The sequence below is a fragment of the bacterium genome (genome assembly GCA_037131655.1).
Lineage (GTDB): Bacteria > Armatimonadota > Fimbriimonadia > Fimbriimonadales > JBAXQP01 > JBAXQP01.
The window spans coordinates 1-12,310 of sequence record JBAXQP010000001.1 but is presented as its reverse complement, the minus strand read 5'-3'; the positions used below and the strand labels follow the sequence as shown (position 1 = coordinate 12,310).

Here is a 12,310-nt window from a genome sequence, read left to right as displayed (position 1 = left end):
GGGGTTGTTGCCCCTTAGCCTGTCGAAACTAGAACTTGTACTGACCGCGAGCGGTAAATCGGTCGTTATCAACTTGTGCGCCGGGCTCATCAGGATGTTCCCAGGCAAAGGTTATTCTTACGGCTTCGCTTAGGTAATGGAGCCAGGCAATGCCGAAGGTTTTGGTTTCGTTGTTGGATTTGTGAATATCCGGGTCCCATGCGTCATATCGCACGGCGAGAGTATTGCGCGTGCCAAAGTCATGCAGGTACTGAACATACCAGCCTTGAACATCGCTCTGGTAGGCAATCGTTGGACCACTGGGAACGCGGTCTTTACCCCACAGGTATTCGGCTCTAATCGTATCGCCAGGCTTTCCGAATAAGCTGGTTTTTCGGAATTCAATGTTATAGAGCGCGCGGGTCGCGGAAGGTCTTGCAGGTGTATCAGCGCTGGTTTTTACTTCGCCCGTTTGGACGATTTTGTCTCCGTTAGTGTCATACCAGGTGGTCGTGCCTTTTACCACTGCTATCCCTGCACGATCGCCAAGCAGGGCGGAAACACCAATGTCCATGGTAGGAATCGGCGACCAGACGGCACGGCCGATAAAGGCCAGCTGGCTGTTCAAGAGGCGATAGGTTGAGCCTTTGATCTGAGGGTCTTCGACTGTTAGGCCGTTAAAAAACCCGGCGTCGATTGTCAAATTCGGCTTGGGTCCCCATGTGACCATCCCACCGCGGTCTCTTTGACCGGCCAAGAGTGTGTCATACATTAGTGAACGTTCGGGCATTTCTCTTTCACTTGATGACCGAATTTTCTCGTAGCTGAAAGGAACGTCAAATTGACCAACAGTAAATGCTAAACCGGCTGTTTCAACTGCTGGCGTGGGGCTGTAAACAATGTAAGCATCCTTTAAGAAAGAACTCGTTTTATCAGTGCCACTACCAAAATCAGCCTGTACAACGCCCATGAAATAGTCATTGAAGGTGTGAGCAAATTTAAGCCGAGAACGTCGGATCATAAAACCGTCGTTTGTGGTCTTTCCAGGGAACTCTTCCGTATCCATCCACTGCGCTTGAATATAGCCTGTAATCTTCGTCTTCTGAAGCGCGGCTACATTTGCTGTCGTCAACGTATTTCCTTCGTTGATACCTTCGAGCGTTCCCATGATAGTTTCAATGTCATCTTTTAACTTTGTAACTTCTTCGCTCAAAGAACGGACCTGAGCTTTCAGGTCATCGTTGGAACCGGTGGTTGATGGGGTTGTAGTCGTTTCATCTGAGGAATTCACTTCGCTACCCTCGGCAGCGCTTTCGTCTACTGTCCCATTTAAGTTCGTAACAACAACAGCATCTTTAACACTTGCTAAGCGCTCGCGAACTGCTCTCAAACGCTTAACTGACTGGCTTAAACGCTTTACCGCATCTTGCTTTGCCTGGGCATTATCCGTTGTTGCCTGCCCCTCAGCGAAAGCTACTGTGGTAACTAATAAAGCGCATAACAGTAACCATACTTTCTTTTGCATACTTTTCCTCCTAAATCTAATCTATCGTATCATGTTTAGATTACAGGGGAAATGTTAAGGGAATGTTAAGGGAATGTTAAGGGAATGTTAAGAAATTGCTCAAGCAGAAGTAAGCCTATTCGAGTGCAACAAAATCTCATATCCTGCCAAGAACAAGTTGAATTTGGGTTACTATAAAACTGATAGCAAAAAGCCCCCTGTGGTGGTCAAAGGGGGCTTTTCAGAATTAGAACTATTTGCCTCTGTCGGGGATTTGCGGCCAGTTGTGGGTTGGATTATAACCAAAATCAGCCGCACCGGATTTCCAATCGTAAAGTGAGTCCTCTCGTCCGGCGACGATATTATAGGTTCCCATTTTCAGGTTCGTTTCGAGAACCGCTTCGATTGCCTGGGCAATATCACGCGGGTCAACGTACTGAAACCAGAGTTTGCAATCGTTATTGGGTTCGGTAACAGAATGATTTGCGCCATCCCCATCAATTACACCTGGACGAAGGTGGATAACGCTGAGATCGTGGTCCTTGGCATAAGCCGATGCGGCTTCTTCGGCAAGATATTTAGCGAGGGAGTAGTAATCAGCCCCGCCTACGATGCAAGGCTCGCCGACACGATACGGTTTATCTTCACTCTTAGGGATAACGCCTGAAGCGCAGATGCTGGAAATGTTGATAAGTCGCTTGACCCCAAGCTTAGCACAAGCTTCCGCGATGAACCAGGTTCCCTTGATCATTACATCAACGAACTTATTGAGGGGATCATGCTCGCGACCTCGAACTAAAGCTACAAGGTGGACAACCGCATCTTGCCCTTCACAAGCAGACCACACATCTTCAAAGGAAGCGATATCGCCAATGATATGGCGGAATTTCTGATGCTGTTCTCTTGGTGGGACTTTATCGAAGAGGGTAAGTTCGTATTGTTCGGCTAAGCGGTCCACGACAAACCCGCCCAAATATCCAGATGATCCAGTAATTAAAACCTTCTTAATATGCACCTAAGAAGCCTCCTGCGACAGATATGATCAAGATTACGCGCAAAACCACACCACAGCAGGCAACTTGCCTGCAGGGCGCGGTATTTGCGTTTTGATCTTTCCTATATTCTAATTCGGGTCAGTTCTATAACGATGCTGCCCCGGGGTCATATCGACGATCGCTTGTCGAGGAGCAAATAGGAAGATATTGTCGCCAATCTTCTCTACTCTGCCTTCAAGCGCATAGACCACACCTGTCAAGAAATCGATAACGCGCTCGCGTAACGCTGGTTCTGTGTTCACCAGATTGATAATTTGCTGAGAACCTTCCTTCAGCCCATCACCAGCAATGCGTGCGTCTTCTATGCTGTTGAGTTCCTTTCGGACAGCAACATGATAGGGGTGGTTTTGCTGTAAGCGAAGTGAAGATCGCGGAGGCTTTGCTTCGTATCCGCTAAGTTCTTCCTCTTCATACTCTGCACCCGGTGAAATCCAGCCCTTAATTCGGGCAATAATACTACTACGTTCGATTGGTTCTTCCATGATCAAGTACCTCCATATACTCATCTATAATATTTCGATGGCCGCGCGGCAGAATCCCTTCTAAGCTGTTTGCCGTGACCCAAAAATGGCCGTCCCAATGCGGACCATTGTCGATCCTTCTTCGATTGCTACTTCAAAATCATCCGACATACCCATGGAAAGAATCTGGCGGTTCTCCACAGGAAGCTGATCAAACAGTGAACGCAGCTTCCGAAAACAAGGCCTCGCCAAATCTCCTGTTGTGCCGATAGGCGCAATCCCCATCAGCCCTTTCAGCTCAATCCCAGGCATCTCAGCAATACGTCCTGCAACTTCAAGCGTAATTTCCGGCTTAACGCCGGACTTGCTTGCTTCATCGCTGATATTTACTTCTAGCAGAATTGCCAGGTTAATACCCTGTGCAATAGCCCTCTTCGACAGCTCTGCTGCTAAATCCTCTTTGTCAACACTTTGAATAAGCGCGAACCGCCCCGCAACATAGCGCGCTTTATTCATTTGAAGGTGCCCTACAAAATGCCACCTAATGTCTTTTGGCAAAGCATCGAGCTTATGCCTGGCTTCTTGCCAATAACTTTCCCCGAAATCCCGTTGACCAGCATTATATGCTTCCATTATCCGGTCATTATCAATCTGCTTGGTTACCGCAACAAGCGTTACATGCTCAGGATTACGCCCGACTTTATCGCAAACGCGTGCGATCTGAGCTTTCACATTCTCCAGATTTGCAACCACATCACTCATCAGATTCAGATAGTGCAGAGCCAGTTGATTGGTCGGTTCGATGGGTACGAGCTAATTGTTCGAGTCTGCCGGTCTCCATAAATGCGACCCGTTCAGCGATATTGGTTGCGTGGTCAGCTACGCGCTCAAGATAATGAACAATCATAAGCTGCCAAGATGCTTGAACAACTAAATCGGGATTTTTTCGCATAATATCATGCAACTGCTCGCGAAGCTCGCGATACAAGCGGTCGACATCGTCATCCTCATCACAGACCTTTTTAACCAGGTCTAAATCACGTTTGGCGAAAGACTGTAAACTTTCACGCAGCATTGCTCGAGCCATCACACTCAAGCGAGGTATATCGACCAACATCTCAGGTTGGGATTCTTTCATAATTTTTCGGGCAGCTTTTGCGATATCAACTGAGTGGTCGCCCACTCGTTCAATATCCGTAATCATCTTCATGGCGGTTCCAATAATTCGCAAATCGATCGCCATGGGCTGTTGAAGAGCAAGCAAACGCAAACATCGCTGCTCGATATCAATATCCAATTCGTCAACGATATCATCTCGGATAATCACTTGAAGCGCAAGAGCGGGATCTTGGCGTGCAAGAGATTCGACAGCATCATTGATCATCTGCTCAACAAAGCTAGCCATTTCGAGAAGCTCTTGTTGCAAAGCCTGTAATTCGTTATCAAACGCTTGACGAGTATGTAACATGTCACTTCATCCAATTAAAATGAAAACATTTATATTTTAGCATACCAGATAACTAGCCGCAAGTCTTATTGAAGTTTAAGCAGTAATAAATATACAAATCTACTTTTATTGAAGAACCCAATCAACAGCTTCCGCCAAATTAGCAGCGACATAGGCCGGTTGTGTGGATAACTTGGGGATCATATCGGGCTGAGTGTGCCCGCTGAGTACAAGAATGGGGGTACAGCCTGCAGATCGGGCGGCAATGAGGTCTTTTTCGGTATCGCCGATGAGGTAGCAACCCTCTAATTTTATCCCAAAATCAAGGGCAGCCTGAAGGATAAGTCCAGCTTTTGGCTTCCGGCAGTTGCACATATCCTCTTTCAGGTGTTTGCAGTAATAGAAATGTGCAATTTCTCCGCCTGATTTTTGGACTGTCTTCTGTATATTCTCGGAAATCGCTTTCAAATCATCTTCCGTTACAACTTTTTTGGCGATGCCTTGCTGGTTGGAAATGACAATCACTCGATAACCGGCACGATTGAGACGAGCAATCGCTTCGGGGACAAAGGGGAAAATCGTTAGTTCGCTTAGGTTAGTCACATATTCGATGCGGTCTTCATTAATGACCCCGTCTCGGTCAAGGAAGATAGTTTTTTGCGTATTTTCCATTGAATTCTCCTTGCCTACGCCCGAATTAGGGATTAATAAGTGCCGTTTTAGAAGGTGATGAGGACTGCCAGGCGTGGATTCGAACCACGATAGACGGCTCCAAAAACCGTTGTCCTACCATTGAACGACCCGGCAGCGCGAGTAGAATTATACCTGCAGGCTCACTACCCGTCAAGCTCCTGTTCCGTTGTCCACTGATTTGGCAGATGAAGATTGGAATAAATAGGATAATTCTATGAATAATGCAAATTCATGGAACTTTTTCTGGTTGAGTCGTCATATTATATATATAGAACAAGCAGGAGATTGGTGGTTATCGGTTTTGAGATACTATCAGGATCATGCGAATTTTATAGCACTCATAAAATAGTTAGAAGTCTCCTTCTTCAACGGGTCGGTAAATTACTGACCCGTTTTTTTTATATTAGGGCTTCTTCTGAGAGTAGATTAGTGCGGTTGAAGGATATCTTACTGGGTTGAGGGGGCTTTTAGGAGAGCATGATCTGCTTTATTCTTCTCCAAAAGTTCATCTGTTTGTCGCGCTTTTTCCGGTTGATTTTGGGTGATGTAGGCTGACTTCAATGCTTCAAGAGATTTTTGATAGTTTTCCATCGCCTCACTATCACGGCTTAACGTGTAGCCGGCGATACTTGGGCGCCCAGCTTCGAAAAAGCGTTTCAGCAAAGGGCGAGTGATGATGCAGTACTTTTCATAGATGCGGACTGCCGATTCCAACAACGGGATTGCTGTCTTGTAGTCGTTTTGACTAATCGCTTTTTGAGCCAGCTTGAGATAGGCTTCCCCAAAACGCTCTTCAACAAACTCAGGAGTGGCTTGTATTTGATTGGCGGGACTGGCTTCTAGTTTAACCATCTCTTGATACGCAACATAGGCCAAAACTGGAGAACCCGACCGCTCGTAGATATGGGCAAGTCGAAGTTTGTTCCCCACATCATTTGGACTGAATTCAAGCGATTTCTTGAGAGATTCAATAGCGATTTCTAAATTTTGAGTTCGGACATCAGGAGAAGTGGTATTGTTTGCGAGATATTCCAGAAGCGAGGCATAGCGCGTATAGGTCTTTGGGCTTGGTTGAAGCCTGATTGCCTGCTGGTAATGAGGGACTGATACTCGCTGCGCTTCTTGGATATTCGAAGATTGCATAAGAAGCACATCTCCCAATTCCATTTCATATTCCGAGTTGTGGCTATCTAAAACAATCGCCCGCTCTATATTGCTGCGCGCATCTTCAAGCAGCGCTTGAGCATTTTCACCTTTAAAAGCTTGTTGATAAGCCCAATCAGCTTGCCCTGCGTAAATTGAGGCAATTCCAACGGTTGAGTAGAAAGTAATGACTGATAACCCCAAGATAGAAGCTGCCAACCAACGCACGCCCCTTGGCAAAAAGCTGGCTGCAATCGCATCGACCGATAGGCTCAAACCAAGTCCGATTAATGCCCAAAAAGTGATAAGGTTGGCAAATATTGAGAGGTCTGAATCTACAAGATTACGCGCACATGCGCCTGTGATAGCAGCAATAACAGCTGCCCTGTAGATTCGCGGGTCGTCAATAAGCATCGCTATGCTCGTGACAGAAGCTGTGTTCAGAGGGGTCTTCTCACGCTGCAATACAAACACGTACCAGGCTATTATCAATCCCAGAAAGAGCAAAAGTCCCATAATGCCGGTTTCCGCGCTCAATTGCATATAGCTGCTATGGGCTAGCATGGTGTAGCCAGTGAAGGCATATTTTGGGTAGGCATACTGAAATGAGCCGATGCCGTGACCGAGGATCGGTTGAGCGGCAATCATACGCGCCGTCCCTTTCCAAGTCATAAGTCTAAATTTTCCGGAATGACTTTCGGTGGTTGCTCCTTTCGCTAGCCTTGAACCAGGAAAAGCGTGAAATTGGGCAGTAAACAGCACTACCAGCAATATTACAATAGCGATAATTGCTGCCGAGCGCGCTAAGATTGGCTTAATTGAGAGGCCGAACCAACGGAGGGTGAAAAGGAACATAATGAAGGCCAATATAAAGGAAGCAAGACCGAATCGAGAGCCGGTTAAAAGCAACGCGAAAAGTTGTGCGGTCGCCATCGTTCCAAAGAGTGTTCGGCCAACACCCAATGCTCCGGCAAGAAGCCCAAGTGTTACCATAAGGCTCATTACCAGAAAGCCTGCGAAGTAATCAGGGTTGAAGAAAGGGCCGAATGCCCGATAGCCCGGATCGCCATAAGCCGAAAGGGCAAAATCCCAAACGCCCTTTAACGCACAGAGAGTGCCGACAATAGCAATTGTAACCATAAGGGCGCGGGCAAATTCACCTCGACCAGCCAAAGCGACTACAACGAATAAAGTAAGAAGCGCAATTCCCCATCTTGCAGCTTCAAGAGATGCCGCATAGGGCTGCTTCGCAACAGTGGCGCTACTTACAATCCAAAACCAGAAGAGCACTGAAAGCAAGGCTATCGGCGCTGCTGGTCGGCGAATAACATCGTTTGAAACCATCACCCAACAGAAAGCTATTACCAATAAAACTGTTACCAACCATTCGGCGGCCAGTTGGAGGTCACCTTCCCAGAAGCCTTGCAAAACCCCAAAGCCGGGAGCAACAGGTTGGATGCCAAGATAGTAATGCCCCCCAATAAGTGAGGCTATCGCAATTCCTAAGCAAACCAAAACCCAATTAAAACGCGCCTTCATCGAGCTTTCTCCCGCTTTATTCTCCGCCAAATCATATACAAAACATTGCGTCCAATGGTCGCAAACGCTCGCATCCATAACCCAAGGGGCACGAGTGGCCGAATATACCAGGCGGTTTGCTCGGCGGTGTGCTTTTTGAAGTAAAGGTACATGCTTTTATGGTGCTGAAGCGTCATGCGGTTAGGCACGGCGTCACTGCTTCGGCCAACTGTGTGAATCGCAACAGCTTCAGGGCAATAATACACGCTGTAGCCGGATTGCCTTGCGCGGAAGCAAAGGTCGGTATCTTCGCAATACATGAAAAATTGCTCGTCGAACGCGCCGACTTTATCGAGCAGTTCCCCTCTAATCAGCATCGCCGCTCCACTTACCCAGCCAACCTCGCGATGCGAGTTGTGGTCCCAATCACGCATCAGATAATCATTTGCAAACCGATTTTTTGGGAACAACTTGTCAAAAAGCGCATTCCGAAAGAGTGCGGCGCCAATGCTTGGGAATCGACGGCAAGAGTATTGCAGAGAGCCATCAGGATAGAGCAGTTTGGGGCCAATAACCCCTATCTTAGGATCGCTTTCAGCACAAGCTATGAGTTTATCAAATCCTCCCGGTTGAACCAACGCATCGGGGTTAAGCGGCATGCGATATCGGCCCGTTCCCTGATTAAAAGCTTGATTATGGGCGGCGCCAAAACCACGATTGGCATCGTTGGAAATCACGCGGACTTGAGGGAACTCGCTTTCAAGCATCGCTACGCTGCTATCTGTCGAAGCGTTATCCACGACGATTACTTCAAAGCTCGCCTTCGTGCCACTGTTATAAATAGCGGTCAATGCCTGCCTCAGGTCATCCCGCGTATTCCAATTGACGATGCTGATTGATAAGTCCAACTTTAACTATAGCCTCTTTGCTGCCGTACTACAAGATTACCTCACACAGCTATTCCCTGCGCCTAGGCTACAGGAGTAAACTTATTGATATCGGATTGTCTTAATATGAGTATGACTGATCGAATTATACGATATGAATTTGGTTATAACGAACAGTACCCGGCAATGGAACCCCTTTTCCCTGCCGGCGCTAATCGGCTTTTTTGTGGGGATAATCTCGCATTAATGCACCAACTTCCCAGCGAATGCATTGATCTGATCTATATTGATCCGCCTTTTTTCACCGGGCGCGATTTCAATATTCTTTCTGAAGCCAAGGTAGGACGATCGTTTAGTGATATATGGGATGGCGGGATGCTGGACTATGTGCTTTGGCTTAGCATTCGATTGGCTGAGATGAAACGATTGCTTAAGCCAAATGGCTCGATTTATGTCCATCTGGACTGGCATGCGGTGCATTATATTAAGGTGGAGATGGATAAGATTTTTGGGGCTAATTGCTTCCAAAATGAGCTAATTTGGCACTATCAAACCGGTGGGGCCTCAAAAGTAAGATTCAGCCGCAAGCACGATACTATTCTGTGGTATTCCCGTTCCCCTAAAGACTGGAAATTCTATGGTGAACGCATCAAGACTCCAAGGACCCCCAAATCACTTCATCGAGCGCGTAATCCTCTTGGTGCCCGCATTTCTCAACTTGATACCGAAAAGAACCCCAACGATGTGCTTATCCTCCAGCAAATGAATCCGATGGCAAAAGAACGTGTAGGCTACCCTACCCAAAAACCGGAAGCTCTATTAGAGATGATTCTTCTAGCCTCCTCCGATGAGGGAGACACCATCGCCGATTTCTTCTGCGGCTCCGGTACTACCCCAGTCGTCGCCCAACGGCTCGCAAGAAGATGGCTTGCCTGCGACGAGTCAAAAACGGCCATAGACCTTTCAATCGAGCGTTTGGCATGTAATGGCCGCTTAGGAATCCCTACCCCAGACTTTACTGTTGAGGTAATCGAATTCAAAAGTTATTGAAGAATAATCAACGCATTCCGCTTTTACCCCTAAATTTGCCTGCCAAGACTTCCAATAATCTACACGTAGGTTAGCAAACCAGCTTTGAGAAATTACATTAGGTTTACGTTCAAGCCTGCCAGGATGGCGAGCTTTTTTAGGTGGCCTCACAGGCCCCATTATCATGGATGGTGACTTTGAAAGTACGAGGAATAGCTTATGCTACAGCGGCTTTTTATGCCGTCTATACGGCTGGAACAGGCGTTAGACGGAGCATCCAAACGTCAACGCGTCGTTGCCAACAATCTGGCAAATGCCAATACGCCAGGCTTTAAGGCTTCTGATGTTTCATTCGTCGACACCCTCGACACAGCCATGGGCGAGGCGGTTAAGTCAGGCGACTTGCCTGAATTGCCCCATACAGGACGCCTGGGGATGATGTTCCCATCGGGCGGTCCGGCTCGTGCAGATGGTAACGATGTCGATGTCGAAACGCAGATGGCCAACTTGGCTGATACCGAATTGCGATATTCCGCACTTGGCGAATTCTCCAGTAGAGAGTTCAAGAAATTGCTGACTGTCATCACGGGGCAAAGCCGATAGGTAGTTCTGGCCATAAGGAGGTAGCAACATGGGTTTAGTCTCATCGTTAGGAATTAGCGCGTCCGGCCTTTCGGCTGAGCGCTTTCGAATGGACACCATCGCCACTAACCTGGCGAATATCAACACTGTTATCACTCCTGCTGGGACGCCTTATCGTCGCCAGTCTGTTGTATTTCAACAGACTGGTCAGGGGGGAGTTCGAGTAGGCGGGGTGGTTCAAGACAGCTCGGCGTTTCGTGAAGAATACAACCCCAGCAGTCCGCTTGCCGACAAAAAGACCGGCATCGTTAGTATGCCAAACGTCAATCCGGTAACGGAAATGGTCGACTTAATTGCGGCAAGCCGAGCCTATGAAGCCAATGTCACTGCCTTCAACGCCGCCAAGACTATGGTACTAAAAGCGTTGGAGATTGGGAAAGTCTAGGAAACTAGACTCGGAGGAATGCTATGAGAATTGAATCGATTACAGGACTGACAGGCCCGACTGCTGGATCATCGATTCAGCGATTAACCTCACCGTCAAGCCCGGGGGGGATTGAATCGATAACCAGACTCGGGGCTGAGACTAATAAGGTTGAAGGAAATCAAGATTTCGGCCAGATGCTCAGCAATGTGCTTGAACAGATTAATGGAGCACAGCAAAAGAGCGCTGCGATGGTTACCGATTTTGCCAAAGGCAAACCGGTTGAGCTTCACCAGGTGATGCTTGCGATGGAACGCGCAAACACCGCTTTACAACTCACCGTGCAGGTCCGCAATAAGATTATTGAGGCTTACCAAGAAATTAGCCGCATGCAGGTTTAGTGAGATTTAATCTCAACTTATTTTTGAAACGTTAGAGACGGGAGCTTAATTTATGAACGGACTCACCGCCAGGATACAAGCTTGGTGGCAGACAATGAACCCGACTAGCCGCATGATAGCGCTAGTCGGAGGCGTTGGCCTTTTAGTTCTATTGGTATCGGTCGGCTTTTGGGCAAGCACGCCTGACTGGGCAGTGCTTTATAGCGGTCTAGCCCCTTCAGACGCAGGAGCCATTGTCGATCGCTTAAAGACCCAAAAGGTGCCCTATCGCCTAAGTAACGATAGCACTACGATTGAAGTGCCGAGCAAGAACCGGGATGATATGCGCATCACCCTAGCTAAAGATAACCTCCCTTCTCAATCCGCTTTGGGCTATTACCGCATGGAGAAGATGCCCTTCGGGCAGACACAGGACATGCAGAAACAAGAAATCCGTGTAATGCTCGAAGAGGAATTGCAGAAAACGATCCAACATTTGGGGCCGGTTGATTCTGCTCGTGTGATTATTAATCAGGGATCTGACTCGCCTTTTGCTGATAATGAAAAACAAGCAAGCGCAATGGTCGTTGTACACACAAAAACCGGCCAGCAGCTTACAGGTGAGCAAGTTCAAGGACTTGTCTTCATCGTCTGCCGAAGTGTTCCTGGAATAAGTGAATCCACCGTTGCAGTCGTTGACGGCGATGGTAGACCGCTTTGGGATGGCAGTCAGGCCAAAGAAGGCGGAATGGGAATAGCCAGCACCAAGCATGATGCTGAAGTGAACTATGCTGCAGAATTACAATCCCAAATCCGCCAGCACCTCGATACCGTTTTTGGTGCAGGCAAGTCCACTGTTTGGGTACGAGCTGAATTAAACTTCGATCAGATGAGCGAGCATCGAGAAGAAGGGATCGCTGGTCCGAAAACCTCCGAAGCAGAAGAGCAAGAAACGATGCAAAAGGGTGGCGCAACACCGGCGGGTGTGATTGGCGCAATCCCCCCTGCCTCAGTTGGCGGAATAACCACAACTAGTTCAACTACTGAAGGCGGCGGATATGTGCGAACTGCAAAGACAAGCAGCCGTGCTACGGGGCACATCATCCGCGAAACAAAATCTGCTCTCGGCAAAGTTGATCAGCTCTCTGTGGCGGTCTTCTTAGATGAAAGTATTACCCCTGAAGCCACAGCGGAACTCAAACTATGGC

General features: G+C 47.8%; 13 protein-coding genes and 1 tRNA gene. 5 read left to right on the top strand and 9 right to left on the bottom strand.

Translation table 11 applies throughout. From position 1 onward, the window contains the following. Window positions 1–28: 28 nt before the first annotated feature. The 9 genes from WCO51_00070 to WCO51_00030 form a co-directional block, all read right to left on the bottom strand. On the bottom strand, window positions 29–1,504 hold the full coding sequence (locus WCO51_00070; GenBank protein ID MEI6511656.1) for a porin: 1,476 nt from the start codon (window positions 1,502–1,504) through the stop codon (window positions 29–31). 232 nt (window positions 1,505–1,736) lie between these two features. Further along, window positions 1,737–2,498 (bottom strand): NAD(P)-dependent oxidoreductase, encoded by a 762-nt coding sequence (locus WCO51_00065; protein MEI6511655.1) that lies wholly within the window; start codon window positions 2,496–2,498, stop codon window positions 1,737–1,739. Window positions 2,499–2,606: 108 nt separating this feature from the next. Then, on the bottom strand, window positions 2,607–3,020 hold the full coding sequence (locus WCO51_00060; GenBank protein ID MEI6511654.1) for a cell division protein SepF: 414 nt from the start codon (window positions 3,018–3,020) through the stop codon (window positions 2,607–2,609). A gap of 60 nt (window positions 3,021–3,080) precedes the next feature. Next, window positions 3,081–3,761 (bottom strand): YggS family pyridoxal phosphate-dependent enzyme, encoded by a 681-nt coding sequence (locus WCO51_00055; protein MEI6511653.1) that lies wholly within the window; start codon window positions 3,759–3,761, stop codon window positions 3,081–3,083. Continuing rightward, the gene (phoU, locus tag WCO51_00050; GenBank protein ID MEI6511652.1) at window positions 3,754–4,467 is read right to left on the bottom strand and encodes a phosphate signaling complex protein PhoU; all 714 of its coding nucleotides are present in this window, start codon (window positions 4,465–4,467) and stop codon (window positions 3,754–3,756) included. Before phoU ends, WCO51_00055 begins: the two co-directional genes overlap by 8 nt. A gap of 105 nt (window positions 4,468–4,572) precedes the next feature. Next, the gene (locus WCO51_00045; protein MEI6511651.1) at window positions 4,573–5,118 is read right to left on the bottom strand and encodes an HAD family hydrolase; all 546 of its coding nucleotides are present in this window, start codon (window positions 5,116–5,118) and stop codon (window positions 4,573–4,575) included. A 64-nt stretch (window positions 5,119–5,182) separates the two neighbouring features. Further along, window positions 5,183–5,253, bottom strand: a tRNA-Gln gene (locus WCO51_00040). A gap of 333 nt (window positions 5,254–5,586) precedes the next feature. After that, the gene (locus WCO51_00035; protein ID MEI6511650.1) at window positions 5,587–7,821 is read right to left on the bottom strand and encodes an O-antigen ligase family protein; all 2,235 of its coding nucleotides are present in this window, start codon (window positions 7,819–7,821) and stop codon (window positions 5,587–5,589) included. Further along, the gene (locus WCO51_00030; GenBank protein ID MEI6511649.1) at window positions 7,818–8,708 is read right to left on the bottom strand and encodes a glycosyltransferase family 2 protein; all 891 of its coding nucleotides are present in this window, start codon (window positions 8,706–8,708) and stop codon (window positions 7,818–7,820) included. The genes WCO51_00035 and WCO51_00030 overlap by 4 nt, the downstream gene beginning before the upstream one ends. Window positions 8,709–8,813: 105 nt before the next feature. Here WCO51_00030 and WCO51_00025 point away from each other — a divergent pair, with 105 nt between their 5' ends. The 5 genes from WCO51_00025 to fliF all read left to right on the top strand — a co-directional run. Further along, window positions 8,814–9,737, top strand: coding sequence for a site-specific DNA-methyltransferase (locus WCO51_00025; GenBank protein ID MEI6511648.1), 924 nt, complete (start codon window positions 8,814–8,816; stop codon window positions 9,735–9,737). A 198-nt stretch (window positions 9,738–9,935) separates the two neighbouring features. Beyond that, window positions 9,936–10,319, top strand: a complete 384-nt coding sequence (flgB, locus tag WCO51_00020) for a flagellar basal body rod protein FlgB (protein ID MEI6511647.1) — start codon at window positions 9,936–9,938, stop codon at window positions 10,317–10,319. A gap of 28 nt (window positions 10,320–10,347) precedes the next feature. Beyond that, complete coding sequence (flgC, locus tag WCO51_00015) at window positions 10,348–10,743, top strand: flagellar basal body rod protein FlgC (protein ID MEI6511646.1); 396 nt, start codon at window positions 10,348–10,350, stop codon at window positions 10,741–10,743. Window positions 10,744–10,766: 23 nt separating this feature from the next. Then, a complete protein-coding gene (fliE, locus tag WCO51_00010; GenBank protein MEI6511645.1) occupies window positions 10,767–11,123 on the top strand; it encodes a flagellar hook-basal body complex protein FliE in 357 nt (118 codons plus the stop codon). A 52-nt stretch (window positions 11,124–11,175) separates the two neighbouring features. Next, on the top strand, window positions 11,176–12,310 hold a 1,135-nt coding region (gene fliF / locus WCO51_00005; GenBank protein MEI6511644.1), incomplete at its 3' end, for a flagellar basal-body MS-ring/collar protein FliF.